Origin of the sequence: Blattabacterium cuenoti, from assembly GCF_014251995.1 — a bacterium.
GTDB lineage: Bacteria > Bacteroidota > Bacteroidia > Flavobacteriales > Blattabacteriaceae > Blattabacterium > Blattabacterium cuenoti_AE.
In genome coordinates, this window is the sequence record NZ_CP059205.1 from 398867 (window position 1) to 419025 (window position 20159).

Annotated in this window: 28 protein-coding genes; 1 reads left to right on the top strand and 27 read right to left on the bottom strand. The window is 26.6% G+C overall.

Features of this window, described 5'->3' with window-relative positions; all coding sequences use genetic code 11:
- Nucleotides 1–5: 5 nt before the first annotated feature.
- The 23 genes from rplE to rplM form a co-directional block, all read right to left on the bottom strand.
- Entirely contained in the window at nucleotides 6–554 is a 549-nt protein-coding gene (gene rplE, locus H0H51_RS01870) for a 50S ribosomal protein L5 (protein WP_185876637.1), read from the bottom strand.
- A 3-nt stretch (nucleotides 555–557) separates the two neighbouring features.
- Nucleotides 558–785 carry a 50S ribosomal protein L24 gene (rplX, locus tag H0H51_RS01875; RefSeq protein WP_185876638.1) on the bottom strand — a complete coding sequence of 76 codons (228 nt, stop codon included), beginning with the start codon at nucleotides 783–785 and terminating at the stop codon, nucleotides 558–560.
- Between the two features lie 26 nt (nucleotides 786–811).
- Nucleotides 812–1183 (bottom strand): 50S ribosomal protein L14, encoded by a 372-nt coding sequence (gene rplN / locus H0H51_RS01880; RefSeq protein ID WP_185876639.1) that lies wholly within the window; start codon nucleotides 1181–1183, stop codon nucleotides 812–814.
- A gap of 9 nt (nucleotides 1184–1192) precedes the next feature.
- The gene (rpsQ, locus tag H0H51_RS01885; protein ID WP_185876640.1) at nucleotides 1193–1477 is read right to left on the bottom strand and encodes a 30S ribosomal protein S17; all 285 of its coding nucleotides are present in this window, start codon (nucleotides 1475–1477) and stop codon (nucleotides 1193–1195) included.
- Nucleotides 1464–1673, bottom strand: a complete 210-nt coding sequence (gene rpmC / locus H0H51_RS01890) for a 50S ribosomal protein L29 (RefSeq protein WP_185876641.1) — start codon at nucleotides 1671–1673, stop codon at nucleotides 1464–1466. Before rpmC ends, rpsQ begins: the two co-directional genes overlap by 14 nt.
- Nucleotides 1670–2089 (bottom strand): 50S ribosomal protein L16, encoded by a 420-nt coding sequence (rplP, locus tag H0H51_RS01895; protein ID WP_185876642.1) that lies wholly within the window; start codon nucleotides 2087–2089, stop codon nucleotides 1670–1672. The genes rpmC and rplP overlap by 4 nt, the downstream gene beginning before the upstream one ends.
- 18 nt (nucleotides 2090–2107) lie before the next feature.
- Nucleotides 2108–2803, bottom strand: a complete 696-nt coding sequence (gene rpsC / locus H0H51_RS01900) for a 30S ribosomal protein S3 (protein ID WP_185876643.1) — start codon at nucleotides 2801–2803, stop codon at nucleotides 2108–2110.
- Between the two features lie 10 nt (nucleotides 2804–2813).
- Complete coding sequence (locus tag H0H51_RS01905) at nucleotides 2814–3194, bottom strand: large ribosomal subunit protein uL22 (RefSeq protein WP_185876644.1); 381 nt, start codon at nucleotides 3192–3194, stop codon at nucleotides 2814–2816.
- 7 nt (nucleotides 3195–3201) lie between these two features.
- Nucleotides 3202–3495, bottom strand: coding sequence for a 30S ribosomal protein S19 (gene rpsS / locus H0H51_RS01910; protein ID WP_185876645.1), 294 nt, complete (start codon nucleotides 3493–3495; stop codon nucleotides 3202–3204).
- Between the two features lie 7 nt (nucleotides 3496–3502).
- Nucleotides 3503–4327 carry a 50S ribosomal protein L2 gene (gene rplB, locus H0H51_RS01915; protein ID WP_185876646.1) on the bottom strand — a complete coding sequence of 275 codons (825 nt, stop codon included), beginning with the start codon at nucleotides 4325–4327 and terminating at the stop codon, nucleotides 3503–3505.
- A gap of 5 nt (nucleotides 4328–4332) precedes the next feature.
- Nucleotides 4333–4629, bottom strand: coding sequence for a 50S ribosomal protein L23 (rplW, locus tag H0H51_RS01920; protein WP_185876647.1), 297 nt, complete (start codon nucleotides 4627–4629; stop codon nucleotides 4333–4335).
- A gap of 29 nt (nucleotides 4630–4658) precedes the next feature.
- Complete coding sequence (gene rplD, locus H0H51_RS01925) at nucleotides 4659–5297, bottom strand: 50S ribosomal protein L4 (RefSeq protein WP_185876648.1); 639 nt, start codon at nucleotides 5295–5297, stop codon at nucleotides 4659–4661.
- Nucleotides 5288–5920 (bottom strand): 50S ribosomal protein L3, encoded by a 633-nt coding sequence (rplC, locus tag H0H51_RS01930; protein ID WP_185876649.1) that lies wholly within the window; start codon nucleotides 5918–5920, stop codon nucleotides 5288–5290. Before rplC ends, rplD begins: the two co-directional genes overlap by 10 nt.
- A 3-nt stretch (nucleotides 5921–5923) precedes the next feature.
- Nucleotides 5924–6229 carry a 30S ribosomal protein S10 gene (rpsJ, locus tag H0H51_RS01935; RefSeq protein ID WP_185876650.1) on the bottom strand — a complete coding sequence of 102 codons (306 nt, stop codon included), beginning with the start codon at nucleotides 6227–6229 and terminating at the stop codon, nucleotides 5924–5926.
- A 12-nt stretch (nucleotides 6230–6241) separates the two neighbouring features.
- Nucleotides 6242–8347 carry an elongation factor G gene (gene fusA / locus H0H51_RS01940; protein WP_185876651.1) on the bottom strand — a complete coding sequence of 702 codons (2106 nt, stop codon included), beginning with the start codon at nucleotides 8345–8347 and terminating at the stop codon, nucleotides 6242–6244.
- 12 nt (nucleotides 8348–8359) lie between these two features.
- The gene (rpsG, locus tag H0H51_RS01945) at nucleotides 8360–8839 is read right to left on the bottom strand and encodes a 30S ribosomal protein S7 (RefSeq protein WP_185876652.1); all 480 of its coding nucleotides are present in this window, start codon (nucleotides 8837–8839) and stop codon (nucleotides 8360–8362) included.
- Between the two features lie 5 nt (nucleotides 8840–8844).
- A complete protein-coding gene (gene rpsL / locus H0H51_RS01950) occupies nucleotides 8845–9222 on the bottom strand; it encodes a 30S ribosomal protein S12 (RefSeq protein ID WP_185876653.1) in 378 nt (125 codons plus the stop codon).
- A gap of 101 nt (nucleotides 9223–9323) precedes the next feature.
- Entirely contained in the window at nucleotides 9324–10142 is an 819-nt protein-coding gene (gene map / locus H0H51_RS01955) for a type I methionyl aminopeptidase (RefSeq protein WP_185876654.1), read from the bottom strand.
- A 13-nt stretch (nucleotides 10143–10155) separates the two neighbouring features.
- A complete protein-coding gene (gene gpmI, locus H0H51_RS01960) occupies nucleotides 10156–11700 on the bottom strand; it encodes a 2,3-bisphosphoglycerate-independent phosphoglycerate mutase (protein ID WP_185876655.1) in 1545 nt (514 codons plus the stop codon).
- 19 nt (nucleotides 11701–11719) lie between these two features.
- Nucleotides 11720–12538 carry a translation elongation factor Ts gene (tsf, locus tag H0H51_RS01965; protein ID WP_185876656.1) on the bottom strand — a complete coding sequence of 273 codons (819 nt, stop codon included), beginning with the start codon at nucleotides 12536–12538 and terminating at the stop codon, nucleotides 11720–11722.
- Nucleotides 12535–13260 carry a 30S ribosomal protein S2 gene (gene rpsB, locus H0H51_RS01970; protein ID WP_185876657.1) on the bottom strand — a complete coding sequence of 242 codons (726 nt, stop codon included), beginning with the start codon at nucleotides 13258–13260 and terminating at the stop codon, nucleotides 12535–12537. The genes tsf and rpsB overlap by 4 nt, the downstream gene beginning before the upstream one ends.
- A gap of 55 nt (nucleotides 13261–13315) precedes the next feature.
- Nucleotides 13316–13696 carry a 30S ribosomal protein S9 gene (gene rpsI, locus H0H51_RS01975; protein WP_202983815.1) on the bottom strand — a complete coding sequence of 127 codons (381 nt, stop codon included), beginning with the start codon at nucleotides 13694–13696 and terminating at the stop codon, nucleotides 13316–13318.
- 31 nt (nucleotides 13697–13727) lie between these two features.
- The gene (rplM, locus tag H0H51_RS01980) at nucleotides 13728–14165 is read right to left on the bottom strand and encodes a 50S ribosomal protein L13 (protein ID WP_185876658.1); all 438 of its coding nucleotides are present in this window, start codon (nucleotides 14163–14165) and stop codon (nucleotides 13728–13730) included.
- Between the two features lie 203 nt (nucleotides 14166–14368).
- Between rplM and dnaK the strand changes: the two genes are divergently transcribed.
- Nucleotides 14369–16279: a molecular chaperone DnaK gene (gene dnaK / locus H0H51_RS01985; protein WP_185876659.1), complete on the top strand. Its 1911-nt coding sequence runs from the start codon at nucleotides 14369–14371 to the stop codon at nucleotides 16277–16279.
- A 31-nt stretch (nucleotides 16280–16310) separates the two neighbouring features.
- Here the strand turns inward: dnaK and H0H51_RS01990 are convergent, their stop codons facing one another.
- From H0H51_RS01990 to rsfS, 4 genes are read right to left on the bottom strand one after another with little or no spacing between them, the layout of a single operon-like run.
- The gene (locus H0H51_RS01990) at nucleotides 16311–16979 is read right to left on the bottom strand and encodes a phosphatidylserine decarboxylase family protein (RefSeq protein WP_185877125.1); all 669 of its coding nucleotides are present in this window, start codon (nucleotides 16977–16979) and stop codon (nucleotides 16311–16313) included.
- A gap of 18 nt (nucleotides 16980–16997) precedes the next feature.
- Nucleotides 16998–17807, bottom strand: a complete 810-nt coding sequence (locus H0H51_RS01995) for a phosphatidate cytidylyltransferase (protein ID WP_185876660.1) — start codon at nucleotides 17805–17807, stop codon at nucleotides 16998–17000.
- A 25-nt stretch (nucleotides 17808–17832) separates the two neighbouring features.
- Nucleotides 17833–19782 carry an ATP-dependent zinc metalloprotease FtsH gene (gene ftsH / locus H0H51_RS02000; RefSeq protein ID WP_185876661.1) on the bottom strand — a complete coding sequence of 650 codons (1950 nt, stop codon included), beginning with the start codon at nucleotides 19780–19782 and terminating at the stop codon, nucleotides 17833–17835.
- Nucleotides 19783–19822: 40 nt separating this feature from the next.
- Nucleotides 19823–20143, bottom strand: coding sequence for a ribosome silencing factor (gene rsfS / locus H0H51_RS02005; RefSeq protein ID WP_185876662.1), 321 nt, complete (start codon nucleotides 20141–20143; stop codon nucleotides 19823–19825).
- Nucleotides 20144–20159 lie beyond the last annotated feature (16 nt).

Here is a 20159-nt window from a genome sequence, read left to right on the forward strand (position 1 = left end):
ATTTTCTATTTTCTTTTAAAAGGTACTCCAAAAAAAGATAAAAGAGTTTTAGCTTCTATATCATTTTTAGAAGAAGTTACAAATGTAATATTCATTCCCATATTTTTTCTTATCTCATCAATATTTATTTCCGGATAAATTACTTGTTCAACAATACCAATATTATAATTTCCTTGTCCATCGAAACTACTTTCTTTAACTCCATTAAAATCCCTTACTCTAGGTAAAGAAACAAAAATCAATCTTTCTAAAAATTCAAACATTTTTGTTCTTCGTAAAGTTACCTTAACACCTATAGGTGTTCCTTTTCTTAACTTAAATCCAGACTCATCATGTTTAGAATAACAAAAAATAGCTTTTTGCCCCGTTATATTTGTTATTTCTTTAATGGAAAAATCTATTATTTTTTTGTCTAAAATAGATAATCCAATTCCTTGATGAACTACTATTTTTATTAATCTAGGAACTTCCATTACAGACTTATATCCAAATTTTTCTACTAAATTTGGAATTATTTTCTCCTTATATAATTTTTGTAGATTAGGTTGATGCATTTTTCATTCTTTTAACTTTTTCAAATTTGATATATGAATAGGGGCTTCTTTCTCTACAATCCCTCCTTTAGGAAGTTTAACATTAGGTTTTGAATGTTTTCTTACCATATTTAAACCACTAACAATTGCTTTATTTTTTTTAGATAATATTTTTATAACAAAACTTTTATTTCCTTTATAATTTCCTGAAATAACTAATACTTTATCTTTTTTTCTTATTTTTTTCTTCATAATGTTTACAAAAAATAAAAATTTTTTTATAAAACTTCCTGTGCTAAAGATATAATTTTCATATATTCTTTTTCTCTAAGTTCTCTTGCTACAGGCCCAAAAACTCTCGTTCCTATCATTTCTCCAGAATCATTAATTAAAACGCAAGCGTTATCATCAAAACTTATATAAGAACCATCTTTTCTTCTTTTTTTATATTTTGTTCTAATAACAACAGCTCTACAAACTTGTCCTTTTTTTACTGTACTACCTCCAGGAACAGCTATTTTTATAGTAACAACTATAGAATCTCCTAAAGAAGCATATCTCTTTTTAGTTCCGCCTAAGACTCTAATTACTAGAGCTTCTTTAGCTCCAGTATTATCTGATACTTTACAAATCGATTCTTGTTGCAACATAAATAATAATTATTTAGATTTTTTCAAAATAGAGATTAATCTCCAACATTTATTTTTACTCAAAGGACGTGTTTCCATAATTTTAACTTCATCTCCATTTTTAGAAATATTTTTTTCATCGTGAGCCATATATTTTTTTTTCTTTATAATACTTTTTCCGTAATACTTATGTTTTATTCTCTTAGTTTCAGAAACTAAAATAGTTTTATTCATTTTATCACTTATAACTATTCCTTTTTTTTGTTTTCTACTTTTTCTAAATTTTTCTTTAACAATGTTTTTATCTTCTCTCATTACTTTTTTCCTTTATTTTTTTATTTAACTCAGTTTTTAACTGAGCTATTTTCCTTCTTAAGATTCTAATTAAAATAGGATTTTTATGACTTTTTATATAGTGAGAAAATTTTATATTTTGATAATCACTTTTATTGGACTTAATTTTTTTAGTTAAATCATCAATTGATAAATCACTAATTTTCAATTTATTCATGTTTTTATTTCATTAGAAACAATAAATTTTACTTTAATAGGAAGTTTTTGAGCAGCTAATCTTAAAGCTTCTTTTGCTATTTTCATTTCTATTCCATCAATCTCGAATAAAATTCTTCCAGGCTTAACTACAGAAACCCAGAATTCAACAGGTCCTTTTCCTTTTCCCATACGCACTTCTTGTGGTTTTTTTGTAGCAGGTTTATCTGGAAAAATATTAATCCATAATTTTCCCTCTCTTTTCATATATCTAGTAGCGGCTATTCTAGCTGCTTCCAATTGTCTAGAAGTAATCCAAGAACCTTCCAAAGATTTTATTCCATACAATCCTCTAGAAAGAAAAATTCCTTTTTTAGAATTTCCCCTAATTCTTCCTTTTTGTTTTTTTTTATATTTTGTTCTTTTTGGCTGAAGCATGATGAAAATATGTAGAATTTATTTTTTTTTTCTATGAATATTTCTATTTCCCCTTTGTTTTTTCTTTATTCCTAATAAAGGTGATAATTCTCTTTTTCCATAAATTTCTCCTTTCATAATCCATACTTTAATCCCTATACTTCCATAAACAGTATGAGCTACAGCTACATGATAATCTACATCGGCTCGAAAAGTTCCAAGAGAAATTCTACCTTCCTTATAACTTTCACACCTAGCCATTTCTGATCCATTTAATCTTCCGGAAATTTGAATTTTTATTCCTTGAGCATTCATTCTCATAGCAGAAATAATAGACAATTTAATTATTTTTTTATATGAAACTCTGTTTTCTAATTGTTTTACTAAATTCTTTGCTACCAATGGCGCATCTAATTCAGGACGTTTGACTTCTGATATATTTATATGAATTTCTTTTTTAGTAAGCTTTTTCAATTCTTTTCTAACTGTTTCTACTTCATCTCCTCCCTTTCCTATAACAAGAGCTGGTCGTGACGTACGAATAGTAACAGTTATAAATTTTAAAGTTCTCTCAATAATGACACGAGAAATTATCCCTTTAGGTAGTCGAGCTTCTAAATATCTCCTTACTTTAAAATCTTCTTGTATTCTATCTTTATAATTATTACACCAACTCGATTGCCATCCTATGATAATCCCAAGACGATTAACAATTGGATTTGTTTTTTGTCCCATATAATGAAAATTAATTTTTTTTTCTTTTTGATAAAAAAGCAATAATATTACTAGATCTTTTTCTTATTCTATGCCCTCTACCCTGAGGAACAGGACGTAACCTTTTTAAGGTTTTTCCTTGATTAACTTGTATTTTCTTAACATATAAAGAATATTCTTCATCATTTTTCTTAAAATATGGATCATTATTTTTTTTCTCCCAATTATCTAATAAAGACATAAGTAATTTTTTTAAACATAAAGAGATTCTTTTTTTGCTACTATATTCTAATATATCTAACGCTTTATAAATCTCTTTATTTCGGATTAAATTAACTACCAATCTCATTTTTCTTGGAGAACTTCTAACTCCATTTAAAGAAGCTGAAACCAAATTAGTTTCATGTTTCATAACTGTATCAATTTTTTCCTCCTTTCGTTTTTAATTTATTTTTAGCTCCGGAATGTCCTCTAAAAGTACGAGTAGGAGCAAATTCTCCCAATTTATGTCCAATCATATTTTCAGTAACATATACATTAATAAATTGTTTTCCATTATGAACAGAAAATGTTTGACCAACAAAATCAGGTAATATAGTAGATGGACGGGACCAAGTCTTGATAATAGTCTTTTTATCTGATTTTATATTTTTTAATACTTTTTTATGTAATTTGTATGATACATATGGTCCTTTTTTTAAAGATCTTGCCATATAAACTTTATTTTTTTCTTCTTTGTAAAATGTACTTATTGGAAAATCGTTTTTTAGAACGAGTTCTAAATCCTTTAGAAGGTTTTCCTGTTCTACTTCTTGGTATTCCTCCAGAAGCTTTTCCTTCACCTCCACCCATTGGATGATCTACAGGATTCATTGCGACTCCTCTAGTTCTAGGTCTTCTTCCAAAATTTCTTTTTTTTCCAGCTTTTCCATATTTCTCTAATTGATGATCAGCATTTGAAATTTCTCCAATTGTAGCCATGCATTTCACCATTATCATTCGTATTTCTCCAGAAGGAAGTTTAATAGTTGCGTATTTTTCATCTTTAGCAAATAATTGGGCAAAAGAACCTGCACTTCTTGCTATTTTTGCCCCTTGTCCTGGTTTGATTTCTATACAAGAAATATTAGTCCCTAAAGGAATTTTGCTTAAAAAAGTTGAATTCCCTATTCTAAGAGGAACATTCTCACCAGAAATAATTTCTTGTCCTACCTTAAAACCATTTATAGAAATAATATATCTTTTTTCTCCATCTTTATAATGAAGTAAAGATATAAAAGAAGATCGATTAGGATCGTATTCTATAGATTTTATAATAGCAGGAACTCCAAATTTTTTTCTTTTAAAATCTATTTTTCTATATTTTCTTTTATGTCCTCCTCCAAAATAACGCATAGTCATTTTCCCAGTATTGTTACGTCCTCCAGATTTACATTTTCCTTTAACTAGAGTTTTCTCAGGATTACAATTTGTAATTTGATCAAAACGATTTACTATTCTAAAACGTTGTCCAGGTGTAATTGGTTTTAATTTTTTAATCGACATTAAAATTAATTTTCTTTTTCTTTTTTTCTATAAAAATCAATTTTTTGATTTTCTTCAAATTTAATAATAGCTTTTTTTATTTTATTAGTTTTTCCAAAAATAAATCCTTTTTTTGTATATTTAGATTTATCCTTTCTAGGATAAATCATAGTTCTTACATCCTTTACAAAAATTCCAAATATTTTTTCTATTTCTTTCTTTATTTGAATTTTATTACAATTTATATGAACAGAAAAAATATAAAAATTATTTCTATTCATTCTATTAGATTTTTCTGTAAAAATGGGTTTAATTAAAATCATAACATTCTAATTTTAAGCTGTAACTAAAACTAACTTACACTAACGGATAGAAAATTTTTAATTTTTTTTATTGAATCTTCGGAAAAAATAATATTCGGAAAATTTAACAAAGAAAAACAATCTAATTCATTTACATTTAATAATTTAAAATTTTCTAAATTCCTAGAAGATAAATATAAATTATTATTCTTTTCTCCAAGAATCATCAATGATTTTTTATTTTTTAATTTTAATGATTCTAAAAATTTAGAAAAAAACTTAGTTTTCGGAGTTTCTAAATTGAAATTTTCAACAATTTTTACTTGATTTTGTATCAATTTTTGTTCAATGATATATTTTTTTACTCTGTTTTTTATTTGTTTATTTATTTTAAAAGAGTACTTCCTTGGCTTTGGGCCAAATACTCTTCCTCCTCCTCTAAAAATAGGATTTTTGATATCTCCTTTTCTAGACCCACCAGTTCCTTTTTGCCTATGTAATTTCCTTGTACTTCCAGATAGTTCACTTCTTTCTTTAGATTTGTGAGTCCCTTGACGTTGAGCCGATAAATATCTTTTTATTTCTAAATATATAGAATGACTATACGACTTTTTAAAAAAAATATTTTCATCAAACTCCACCTTTTTATTAGTTGAATTCCCTTTAAAATCTAAAATTATTAATTCCATTTTTTCTTTTTAATCATTAAATATGAATTTTTATTTCCTGGAACCGATCCTTTTAAAATTATTAAATTTTTATGAAAATCTATTTTTAATATTAGTAAATTTTTAATAGTAACATTTATTTTCCCCATTCTTCCAGCCATTTTTTTGCCTTTAAAAACACGTGAAGGATCAGATCCTGCTCCTATAGATCCAGGAGATCTTAAACGATTATGTTGACCATGAGTTCTTTCCCCCACTCCTGAAAAATTATGTCTTTTAACTACTCCTTGAAATCCTTTTCCTTTTGAAACCCCTTTAATATCAACTAATTCTCCTTCTTTAAAAATATCCATATTTATTTTTTCCCCCAAAATAAAAGAAGAAAAAGAACTTTCTCTAAACTCTAACAACTTTTTTTTTGGAGACAGTCCGGCTTTTTTAAAATGACCTAATAAAGGTTTATTAGTTTTGTTTACCTTTTTATCATCTGTTCCAATTTGTACTGAAAAATATCCATCATTTTCTATTTTCTTTATTTGAACAACATAACAAGGATTTACCTGAATAACAGTACAAGGAACATTTTTTCCATCATCTAAAAAAATAGATGTCATTCCTATATTTTTTCCAATTAATCCAAACATTTTTTACACTTTTATTTCCGCTTCAACACCACTAGGTAATTCTAATTTCATTAATGCATCTACTGTTTTAGATGAAGCATTATGAATTTGCAAAAGTCTTTTATGAGTAGGAAGAAAAAATTGTTCCCTAGATTTCTTGTTTACATGAGGAGAACGCAAAACCGTAAATACTTTTTTTTCGGTTGGTAAAGGAACGGGGCCATTTAATATTACACCCGTAGGAAGAACCGAATTAACAATTCTTTCAGCAGACTTATCTAACAGGTTATAATCATAAGATTTCAATTTTATTTTTATATCATGACTCATAATTTAAGATATTTATTTTTTTAACTTTTTATTCCTATTATTTGTAATAATATTGTTAATTACATTAGAAGGAACTATATCATAATGAGAAAATTCCATAACTGATGTTCCTCTACCAGAAGAAAGTGTCCTTAGTATTGTTACATACCCAAACATTTCAGACAAAGGCGCTAAAGCTTGAATTACTTTTACATTATTACGGGTTATCATATTTTGAATCGTTCCTCTTCTTCGATTTATATCTCCTATTATTTCACCCATATTTTCTTCTGGAATAATTACTTCTAATTTCATAATAGGTTCTAACAAAACAGGATTAGTTTTTTTAGAGGCTTCTTTAAAACCTAGTCTACCTGCTATTTCAAAAGAAAGTTGATCTGAATCAACAGAATGATATGATCCATCTAAAATTGTCACCTTGGCACTATCTATTTCATATCCAGATAGAGGTCCATTTTTCATCATTTCTCTACATCCTTTTTCTATAGAAGGAATATATTCTTTAGGAATATTTCCTCCTTTTATTTTATTGATAAACGTTAATCCAGATTTTCCAATTTCTCCAGGTTCTAATCTAAATAATATATCTGCATATTTTCCTCTTCCTCCTGTTTGTTTTTTGTAAATTTCTCTATGTTCTACTGAATTAGTTAAAGCTTCCTTATATTCTACTTGTGGATTCCCTTGATTAACTTCAACTTTAAATTCTCTTTTCATACGATCCACAATAATTTCTAAATGAAGTTCTCCCATTCCAGAAATAATGGTTTGTCCTGTATAATAATCAGTTCTAACCTGTAATGTTGGATCTTCTTCCATCAGTTTAGATAATGCTAAACTCATTTTATCAATATCTGATTTGAATTTAGGTTCAATAGCTAATCCAATAACTGGATCAGGAAATGATATTTTTTCCAATAAAATTGGATATTTTTCATCGCATAAAGTATCGCCTGTTTTTATATCTTTAAATCCAACTATTGCAGCTATATCTCCTGCCCCAATTTTTTCTACTGGATTTTGCTTATTTGCATGCATTTGATATATTCTAGAAATGCGTTCTTTATTACCAGATCTTGCGTTAAAACTATAAGAACCAGATTTTATTTTTCCGGAATATACTCTAAAAAAAGCTAACCGACCTACAAAAGGATCACTCGCTATTTTAAAAGCTAATGCAGAAAAAGGATCATTTTCATTAGGCTTTCTTATTTCTTTTTTTTGATTAATAGGATTAATTCCAATTATATCCTTTACTTCTAAAGGAGAAGGTAAATATCTACATACAGCATCTAATACAGATTGTACCCCCTTATTCTTAAAAGAAGAACCACATAAAATAGGAATTATTTTCATTTTTATTGTATTCTTTTGCAAAGAATGAATAATATCACTTTCTGATATAGAATAATTATTATATAAAAATTTTTCCATAATTACATCATCATGTTCAGACAAAGTTTCAATAAGTTGATTATGATAATCGTTGACTAAACTCTTCATTTCATTTGGAATAGGATGTTCTTTATATGTCATTCCATAATTTTTTTCATCCCATTTTATTGCTTTGTTTGCTATCAAATCCACTACCCCTACAAAATCATCTCCACTTTTAATAGGAAGTTGTAATGGAACAGAATTTCCTCCTAAAATTTTTTTTATTTGGTAACAAACATTAAAAAAATCAGCACCTTGTCTATCCATTTTGTTCACAAAAGCTATCCTAGGTATTTCATACTTATCTGCTTGTCTCCATACTGTTTCAGATTGAGGTTCTACACCATCAACAGCACTAAATAAAACTATCATACCATCTAAAACCCTCATTGATCGTTCAACTTCTACAGTAAAATCTACATGACCTGGAGTATCAATGATATTAATTTGATATTTTTTATTATTATATATCCATTCACAAAATGTAGCTGCAGAAGTTATAGTTATTCCGCGTTCTTGTTCCTGTAACATCCAATCCATAGTAGCTGCCCCATCATGAACTTCTCCTATTTTATGATTAATTCCTGTATAGAATAAAATTCTTTCTGTAGTAGTTGTTTTTCCTGCATCGATATGTGCAGCAATACCTATATTTCTTGTATATCTTAAATCTTTTTTCATAAAGTTGAACAACTAAAATCTAAAATGTGAAAAAGCTTTATTTGCTTCAGCCATTTTGTGTATATTTTCCTTTCTTTTAACAGCTTCTCCTTGTTCTTGAAATGCGTCCCATATCTCAGATGCTAATTTATTTGCCATAGTTTTTTCACTTCTAATAGAAGCACAAGATATCAATAATTTCATAGCTTTCGTTATTCTACTATTAGATGAAATAGGAACAGGTACTTGAATATTAGACCCCCCCATACGACGACTTCTGACTTCTACATAAGGCATCGCGTTTTTTAATCCTTTTTTCCATATTTCTAATGATGATTTTTCTTCTTTTTCTTTTTTTATTGAATCTATTTTTTTTAAAGCATCATAAAATATTTTATAGGCCACATTTTTTTTCCCATTTTTCATTATGTGATTTACAAAACGAGTCACAAGAGGATCATTAAATTTTGGATCAGGTAAATATATTTTTCTTCTTTTTTTAACTTTTCTCATTATACTCAATCTTTTTTTACTACTTTAGCCCCATATTTACTTCTACTTTTTTTTCTCCCATTTACTCCAGCTGTATCACGAGCTCCTCTAACTATTTTGTATTTTACTCCTGGTAAGTCTTTGACTCTACCTCCTTTAACTAAAACTATAGAATGTTCTTGAAGATTATGTCCTTCTCCTGTTATATAACTAATTACTTCTCTTCCATTTGTAAAACGAACACGAGCTACTTTTCGCATAGCTGAATTTGGTTTTTTTGGAGTTGTGGTATAAACTCTTGTACACACACCTCTTCTTTGAGGACAAAATCCTAATGCAATAGATTTTCTTTTTTTAGGCACGGAAACACGACCTTTTCTAATCAATTGTTGTATAGTAGGCATATTCTAGTCTTCTTCTATTTCTAAATATTTAAGACGCAAATTATGTTATTTAATAAAATAATACAATTAATACAATATAAAAATTAATAATTTTTTTAATATTAAAAATTAATTTTTTTGTTTTGAAATAACTCTTCTTCGGAAGATTGAATATTCAATTCTTTATAAATAAAACTAAATGTAGAAAGTAAGCAAGGAGATCCATCAACAATAGCTACATTGTGTTCATAATGAGAAGAAATTTTTTTGTCTAAAGTAGTTATAGTCCATCCATCTTTATGATGAACAATTTCTGAATTTCCTAAATTTACCATAGGTTCTATGGAAAGCACTAATCCATTTTTTAATAACATTCCTTCTCCCTTTTTCCCAAAATTAGGAACTTGAGGATCCTCATGCATTTTTTTCCCAATTCCATGTCCTACAAAATCTTTTACAACGCTATATCCATGTTTTTCAACATAAGATTGTATAGAACTACTTATATCTCCAATTTTATTTCCATTTTTACATTTGGAAATTCCAATGTATAAAGACTGTTTAGAACAATTTAAAAATTGCTTCGTTTTTTCAGAAACTGTACCTACTTCAAAAGTGTAAGCATGTTCTCCATAAAACCCATTCATGTAAACACCACAATCAACAGATAATATATCTCCTTCTCGCAAAAAAGATTTATTAGGAATTCCATGAACTACCTGATAATTTGGAGAAACACATAATGTATTTGGAAAGTCGTACAGACCTAAAAAAGCGGGTTTTCCTCCATGATCCCGTATAAAGTCTTCCGCAAGTTTATCCAAATAAATAGTACTTACACCAGGTTTAATTTCCTTAGCTAGGAAACCTAATGTTTTAGAAGCTAAAAAAGCGCTTTTTTTAATTAAAATTATTTCCTCAGTACTCTTTAAATGTATCAAAATCAAATTTTTTCTATATTTTCTGTTTTTCTATCATAGAAATTCCATTCATTACATTTGGAATAGGAAGTTTCATCAATTGAAGAATAGTGGGAGCTACATCTGATAAAGATCCTATTTTTTTTAAAATAGTATTTTGTTTTTTTATTTTTTTGTCTAAAAGAATAAAGGGTACTAAAGAAGTAGTATGAGATGTATTAGGAGTTCCATCAAGATTAATCATATAATCTGCATTTCCATGATCTCCCACTATAATAACTGTATATGAATTTTTTATTGCTTCTTCAGAACAAAATTTTGTATATAGATCAACATATTCACAGGCTTTTATAGTTTCTTTCATTTTTCCAGTATGACCTACCATATCTGGATTTGCAAAATTTAAACAAATGAAATCAAAACTATTTTTCTTCAATTCAGGAATAATTTTCTCCATAATATTTCTTGCACTCATTTCAGGTTTTAAATCATAAGTAGATACTTTTGGAGAAGGACAAAGAATCCGAGTTTCTCCTTGAAAAGGAGTTTCTTTACCTCCGGAAAAAAAATAAGTTACATGTGGATACTTTTCTGTTTCAGCTATTCGTATTTGTTTTTTTCCTTCTTTTTCTAAAACTTCTCCCAATGTTTCTCTCAGATAATTTGTTTTAAAAATAACATGAACTTTTTCATACTTAGAATTAAAACAAGTCATAGTTACATAATTTGATAAATTAGTTTTTTTTATATTCTTAAACGATTTTTTTCCAGTTAAAAGTTCTGTTATTTGTCTAGAACGATCTGATCGAAAGTTAAAACACAAAACAATATCACCATTTTTTATTTTTGAGATAGGATCTCCATTATCATCAGTAATTATCAGTGGAGGAAAAAATTCATCTGTTATTCCATTTTTATAAAAAGATTCTATAGAAGAAAAAACATTTTTAGTATAAATTCCTTTTGAAAAAACCATTGCATCATACGCTTGTTTGGTTCGTTCCCACCTATAATCTCTATCCATTGAATAATATCTTCCAATAACAGTAGATAATTTACCCCCGTATTTTTTAATTTTTTCTAAAAGTTTTTTTATGTAAAAAATGCTTCTTTTTGGAGAAGTATCTCTTCCATCCGTAAAAACATGTATATAAATATTCTTTATTTTTTTTTCATATGCTATTTTAAGTATATAAAAAAGATGATTTATATGTGAATGAATTCCTCCATCAGACAATAACCCAATAAAATGAATTTTTTTTCTGGGAAAAGACAATTCATCAAAAATAGAATTCAATTTCTTTTTAAAAGAACCATTTTCAATTGAGAGGTTTATTCTTTCTAAATTTTGAATAATTTTTTGACCAGATCCTAAATTCATATGTCCTACTTCAGAATTCCCCATTTGACCTTTAGGTAATCCCACATAAATCCCTGAGGCTTGTAATTTGCTAAAAAGATGGTTATTACAACAATAATCTATAAATGGTGTATTAGCTTTTTTTATAGCAGAAGAAAAAGAATTATCAGATGTAGAAATTCCCCATCCATCCAAAATTATTAACATTAATTTTTTCATTCATTTAAGTCTCTTAAGATCAAATTTTTACTCTTTTAAAAAAATTTATTTTTATTTTATTATCAAATTGATTTAAATACTCTTTAACATTTATTTTATTATTCCTTATAAATTTTTGATTTAAAAGAGTATTATTAAAGATAAATTTTTGTATTTTACCTTCTACAATTTTTTGTTTTATATCTTCTGATCTTATTTTTTCTTTTTTTATTTGATCCTTAATAAAATTTATTTCTTTTTCTACTATTGTATTCGGTATATCATCTTCATCAATAGATAATGGGTTCATTGCTGTAACATGCATTGCTATATTTCTAGCTGGAGATTTATTAATTTTAGAAGAGAATCCAATTAATGTTGAAATTTTATGGTTATTATGAGTATAATCTATAACAAATGGGGAATCTACTCTTTCAAAGATTTTTAATTCTAATTTTTCTTTTACTATTGCCATTTTTCTAAAAATTGCATCTTTAACAAGTTCTTTTTTAGAAAAAAAACTTTCTAAAAAACCTTCCTTAGAAAAGGAATTTAAAGATTTTTTAGAGAGCTCTAATAAAAAATTTAAAAATTCATGACTTTTAGATAAAAAATCAGTTTCACAACTAATCCCTATAATTGTTCCAGAAGTATAATCAGCGTTCACAGAAGAAATAACAGCTCCATCTTTCATTTGAAACGAAGAACGTGTAATCGAAATTTCTTTCCCTTTTTTTCTTAAAAAATAAATAGCCTCATCTATATTTCCCTTAGTAAGGGTTAAGGCTTTTTTACAATCCATTATCCCAATTCCTGTTAACTTTCTAAGTTTATTAATTTGATGAATAGAAATTTTCATAATTTTTTATTTATGTAATTTTTTTCTTCACGTTCATTTCTTCCAATTAAAATTCCATCTTGAATAGATTTTGTTATAAATTTTAAAATAATATCTATAGATTTGGAAGAATCATCATTAGATGGAATAGGGTACTGAATTCCATGTGGATTTGTATTGGTATCTACCATCGCAAATATAGGAATATGTAACCTTTTAGCTTCTGTTAAGGCTATTTTCTCTTTATTTGGATCCACTAGAAAAATACCTCCTGGTATATGATTCATGTTTGAAATACTTCCTAAAGTTTTATGTAATTTTCCATATAATCGATCAAATAATAATCTTTCTTTTTTTGACAATGTATTAAATGTTCCATTTTTTTTCATTTTTTCTATTCCATTCATCTTTTTAACAGATTTTCTAATAGTTGCAAAATTTGTTAAAAACCCTCCTAACCATCTTTCTGTTACACAAGGCATATTTACACTTTTTGCATAGAAAAGAACCTTTTCTTTAGCTTGAGCTTTAGTTCCAACTAATAATATTTTTTTTCCGTTTATTACTATTTTTTGTAATCCTTTACAAGCTTCTTGTAACTTTTCAATTGTTTTTGACAAATCTATAATATGAATCCCTTTTTTCTTCATAAAAATGAAAGGACGCATATTGGGATTCCATTTTCGTGCAATATGCCCAAAATGAACACCAGCTTTTAAAAGATCCTGAGTATTAATTTTCATAAATTAATTTTTTTTAAAAAAATTTATATATCTATAATCATCATAAAAATAATGTCTATCGTTTTGAAAACTGATATTTTTTTCTTGCTTTCTTTTGACCAAATTTTTTTCTCTCAACTTCTTTAGAATTTCGAGTTAATAAACCTTCTGATTTTAATTTTTTTCTATAATCTAAATTCAATTTACAGAGAGAACGGGATATTGCAAGACTAATGGACTCAGCTTGTCCATTAAATCCTCCACCTAGTACTTTTATATTTATATCAAATTGATTTAGTTTATCAATAATCTTAATCGGATATAAAATTTTATGATGCACATATTTTGGAAAATATTTATCTAAATTTTTATGATTAATAGTTATTAACCCATTTCCTGGTTTCAAATATACACGAGCAATAGATCTTTTTCTTCTTCCTATAGTATGATAAATCATGATTTTTGATTTTTATATTATTTTAAAATTTTTATAAAAATTTAGGTTTTTGAGAGTGATGATTATGTGTTGATTTATGATATATATGTAAATTCTTCATAATCAAACGTCTTAAACGATTTTTAGGAAGCATTCCTCTTACAGATTTATATATTAGAATACTAGAATCTTTGTCAAATAAATTTTTTGCAGTAGTTATTTTTTTTCCACCTGGATAACCAGTATAATGAATATATTTTTTATTAATCCATTTTTTTCCTGTAAGTTTGATATTGTTTGAATTAATTACAATAACATGATCTCCACAATTAACATTTGGAGAAAAAAATGGTTTGTGTTTTCCTTGTATTAGATAAGCTATTTTGGAAGAAAATCTTCCAAGAATTTGATTAGTTGCATCCATTATTATCCATGATCTTATTATTAATTTCTTTTTGATCGAAGTTGTTTTTAAACTTAAAAAATCCATAAATTTTTATCTTTATTAATATAAAAAATTTAAAAATACTTATAATAAATGACTTTTTGTCATGAAAAAATTTTTTCCTTGTGAAATTTTATTATTATATAATATATTCTATTATTTTAGGTTATTTTTTTATTATGGCATAATGATTGAAAGACTAATTTGAATAACTATTTAACTATTTATATAGAAAAAACGAAATAAAAATGAGTAAAATTATAGGAATAGATTTAGGAACAACAAATTCTTGTGTGGCTGTTATGGAAATTAATGATCCAGTTGTTATACCTAATTCAGAAGGGAAAAGAACAACTCCATCTATAGTTGCTTTTGTAAAAGAAGGAGAAAGAAAAATAGGAGATCCAGCAAAAAGACAAGCAGTAACCAATCCACAAAAAACTATATTTTCAATTAAACGATTTATGGGAAGAATGTATTCTGAAGTAACAGAAGAATTAAAACATATTCCCTATAAAATTATAAAAGGAGGGAATAACATTCCACGAGTAGATATAGATAAAAGGTTGTATGCTCCTCAAGAAATATCAGCAATGATTTTACAAAAAATGAAAAAAACAGCTGAAGATTATTTAGGAGAAGAAGTTAATAAAGCTGTAATTACAGTTCCTGCTTATTTTAACGATGCGCAAAGGCAAGCTACTAAAGAAGCTGGAGAAATAGCAGGATTAAAAGTAGAAAGAATTATTAATGAACCTACTGCAGCTGCATTAGCTTATGGATTAGATAAGAGTAATCAAAATAAAAAAATAGTTGTATATGATTTAGGTGGAGGAACTTTTGATGTTTCTATTCTAGAACTAGGAGATGGTGTTTTTGAAGTTCTTTCCACAAATGGAGATACTCATTTAGGCGGAGATGATTTCGATCAAGTAATAATTGATTATCTAGCAAATGAATTTGAATCTAAAGAAAAACTAGATCTTAGAAAAGATCCCATGGCTTTACAACGTTTAAAAGAAGCTTCTGAAAAAGCAAAAATAGAACTATCTTCTTCTAATCAAACAGAAATCAATTTACCGTATATTACGGCAACAGATTCCGGACCTAAACATTTAGTTATTACATTAACTCGTTCAAAATTCGAACAATTATCAGAAAAACTAATACGACGTTCTATCACTCCTTGTTCAAAAGCTTTGAAAGATGCAAATTTAACCACTAATAATATAGATGAGGTTATTCTAGTAGGAGGATCCACACGCATTCCAAAAGTGCAAGAAGAAGTAGAAAATTTCTTCAAAAAGAAACCATCCAAAGGAGTTAATCCTGATGAAGTAGTTGCTATTGGTGCAGCTATACAAGGAGGTGTTTTAACCGGAGATGTACAAAATGTATTATTATTAGATGTAACTCCTTTATCTTTAGGAATTGAAACTTTAGGAGGAGTTTTCACAAAGCTTATAGAATCAAATACTACAATTCCCACTAAAAAATCAGAAGTTTTTTCTACAGCCGCTGATAACCAATCAGCAGTAACCATACGTGTTGGACAAGGAGAAAGACCTATGTTTAATGATAACAAAGAAATAGGCCGATTTGATTTAATAGATATTCCACCAGCTCCAAGAGGAATTCCTCAAATAGAGGTTACATTTGATATAGATGCAAATGGAATATTAAATGTTTCTGCAAAAGATAAAGGGACTGGAAAAGAACAATCAATACGTATTGAAACTTCTTCAGGATTGAATCAAGAAGAAATAGAAAAAATGAAGAGAGAAGCGGAAGAAAATGCTCAGAAAGATGAAAAAATAAAAAGAGAAATAGAAAAGTTAAATGCAGCAGATAATCAGATTTTTCAATCCGAAAAACAACTAAAAGATCATGGAGATAAATTGTCAGAAAACAATAGAGAAAATATAAAAATTTCTCTAGAAGAATTAAAAGAAGCTTATTCTAAAAAAGATTTATCTTCTATTGAAGAAAAAACAAAAAAACTTAATGAAGCTTGGGCTAATGCATCTCAAGAACTTTATTCAAAAAATAAGGATAATAGCAAATCAGATAAAAATGAAAAGGAAAATAATGAAAAAATAAATAATAAAGATAAAGGAAATGAAAATGTACAAGACGTAGATTATGAAGAAGTAAAATAATAAAAAAATTATTTTATGTCTGTTATAACGATTATGACGATGGAAGAATAGAAATTTTGGTTTCTCCTCCATAAACTTTTGCTCCCTCTTTCACTAATAGAGAAGAATTTAGAGGTAAAAAAATATCTACCCTAGATCCAAATTTAATAAACCCAAATTCTTCTCCTCTTTTTGCCAAAGAATTTTTCTTTGCATAAAGAATAATACGTCTAGCTAAGAATCCAGCTATTTGTCTAAGTAAAATTCTTTTCCCTTTATTTGTTTCTATAACAACAGTCGTTCTTTCATTTTTTAATGATGATTTATCAACCCAAGCCAAAAAATGTTTACCAGGATAATATTTAGTATATATTATTTTCCCAGATACAGGGAATCTATTAACATGAACATTTAAAGGAGACATAAAAATAGAAATGCATATACAATTTTTTTTTAAAAATTCAGGTTCAAAAACATTTTTTATTTTAACTATTTTTCCATCAGCAGGAGAAATAACCATTTCTTTACTAGAAGGATTTTTATCATAAAAATATCTTTTAGGATTTCTAAAAAAAGAAATCAAAAAAATATAAAATATTATTAATAAAGTCGTTATACAACAAGAAGTTACGATAGAAAATATCGATAAAGATATGAATATCAATAATAATATTATCATAAAAGAATAAAATAAAAATAAAAATCCTTCTTTATGAATAATCATTGTTAATGTCTTTTTTCAAAAAAAATATACTACACTAATTATTATTGTTGTTATAACTGGAATAACAATAATAAAACTATCCAATCTATCTAAAAATCCTCCATGTCCCGGAAAAAAAATGCTTGAGTTTTTTACATTATAAGATCTCTTAATAAGAGATTCAATAAGATCTCCAATAGTAGAAAAAATAGAAACTATAAAAGATAAAATTATCCAATATTCTTTATCCCATATTTTATATAAAAAAAAACCTGTAGCGGAACAAAATAAAAATCCTCCAATAAATCCTTCTACAGATTTTTTAGGAGAAATAGACGTAGCTATTTTTATTCTACCCCATCTTTTTCCAACTAAATAGGATAATGAATCATTTATCCATATTAAAATAAAAATTCCTAAAATTAATTTTTTTCCATATGTATATATATAAGAAGCTAAATAAAAAGGAATTATAATATAAACAAAACCAAAAATTAAATTTCCAATTTGTACTATTCTTTCTTTATAAGATTTTTTTTTTAAAAAAAGTTGGATAATAAAAAAAGTTACAGAATAAGGGATAAAACATATAATATATAAAATATGACCTTTTTCTAAGAAAAAATCCATAATTATAGAAGATAAAAAAAATAAAGAAACTATTTTAGTTAATATAGTATCAGTTCCTGATATTATTAGGAATTCGAATAAACATAAAAAAGATAATATCATCATCATAATTCTAAACGTTTTTTCTCCTTTTTCAATAGAAAAAATAACCAAAGAAATATAAATTAATCCGGTAAAAAGCCTTGTTAGAAGATTAAATTTTTTTTTTTTTTTCATTGATTAAATTTTATTTAAAAATGAATTAAGAAATATTGCTTAACATATCTCCAATTTCATCGGGATAAGGTCTATCTCCAAATATTTTTTTTAAATCTTCTCTGAAAATTACTTCTTTCTCTAATAATTCGTTAGCTAAAATAGATAACTTTTTCTCATTATCTTTTAATATATCTTTAGCTCTTTGATATTGCTCTGTTATAATTTTAGATATTTCCTCATCTATAATTTGAGCTGTTTTTTCACTATAAGGTTTAGAAAAAGAAAATTCATTTTGTCCAGTTGAATCATAATAAGAAATATTTCCAATCCTTTCATTTAATCCAAAAATAGCCACCATAGATTGAGCTTGTTTAGTAACCCTTTCTAAATCATTTAATGCTCCTGTAGAAATACTACTGAAAATAATTTCTTCAGCTGATCTTCCTGCTAATAACGCACAAATTTCATCTTTCATTTGTTCTGGTGTAGTAAGTTGTCTTTCTTCTGGGAGATACCAAGCGGATCCTAAGGATCTTCCTCTTGGTACTATAGTAACCTTTACTAGAGGAGCAGCATGTTCTAATAACCAACTTATTGTTGCATGGCCTGCTTCATGATAAGCTATTCTTCTTTTTTCATTTGGTTTAATAACTTTATTCCTCTTTTCTAAACCTCCTATAATACGATCTATTGCATCTAGAAAATCCTGATTTTCTATTTTAGATCTATTTTTTCTTGCTGCAATCAGTGCCGATTCATTACAAACATTTGCTATATCTGCTCCACTAAATCCTGGAGTTTGTCTAGATAAAAAATCTATATCAACATCAGTAGATAATATCAATTTTTGAAGATGAACTCTGAATATTTCTTTCCTTTCATTTAACTCAGGAGGATCTACTAATATGGTCCTATCAAAACGTCCGGGACGAAGTAATGCTTTATCTAAAATATCTGATCTATTTGTTGCTGCCAGTACAATGACATTTGTATTAGTTCCAAATCCATCCATTTCTGTTAACAATTGATTCAAAGTATTTTCCCTTTCATCATTTGATCCAGCTATACTGCTTTTTCCTCTTGCTCTTCCTATAGCGTCAATTTCATCAATGAATATTATACATGGTGATTTTTCTTTAGCTTTTTCAAATAAATCTCTTACTCTAGAAGCTCCTACTCCTACAAACATTTCTACAAAATCTGATCCCGATAAAGAAAAAAACGGAACCTTAGCTTCTCCAGCCACCGCTTTTGCTAATAAAGTTTTTCCAGTTCCTGGTGGACCTATAAGTAAAGCCCCCTTAGGGATTTTTCCTCCAAGTTTAGTATATCTTTGAGGACTTTTTAAAAATTCTACTATTTCTTGAACTTCTTCTTTTGCTCCTTCAAGCCCTGCAACATCTTTAAATGTAATTTTTACATTATCATTTTCATCAAATAATCTTGCTCTAGATTTTCCTATATTAAATATTTGACCTCCGGGACCTCCACTTGCAGAACCTATTCTTCTAAAAAGAAAAATCCAAAATATAATTAACAATATAAAAAATATACCATAATCGAAAAAAAATTTTGATATTGTATATTCTTGTTGATTTTTAAAATCAATGATAGTGTCTAGACTATACTTTTTTTTATATTCCTCAAATTTTTTTTGGAAAAATTGTAAATCTCCTATTTCAAATTCATATTGTAATGATTTAGGAATAAATTTCTTTTCATTTCCTTTATCAAGAAGAGGAATATTTATTGAATCTTTTTTATTAGAAGAATATAAAAATTGTTTTTTTAAAAAAACATGCACGATTTCTTTATGCTTAACTATAATTTTTTTAACTTCTCCTCGAGATAAAATATCAAAAAAAGTATCCTGATCTATTTTTTTCGGATCTGAAAAAGAGGATTTAAAAAAAAATATACCAATAAATATAGCAAATATAACTGCATATATCCAAAAAAAATTATTTTTGTTTTTGGCTTTTTTATCTATCATATAATTTTTTCAATTTAAATAAAAACCAAATTTTCTGTTGTTATAAACTTTGATTCCAGATATTTTCTATATTATAATATAATCTTACTTTTTTTTGAAAAATATGAACTACAATAGAAATATAATCTATTAATATCCATTCTTTATTTATTAATCCTTCCACATGCCAAGGTTTTTTTTTTAGTTTTTTAATTGTATTTTTTTTTATAGATTGAGAAATTGCAAAAATTTGATTTCTGGAATTTCCATCACAAATAACAAAATAATCACAAATAAAATTTTCTCTATTTTTTAGATTTATAACAGATATATTTTCTCCTTTAACCATTTGAATTCCTTCTATAATTTTTTTTAATAACAAAATGAAATATTTTTTA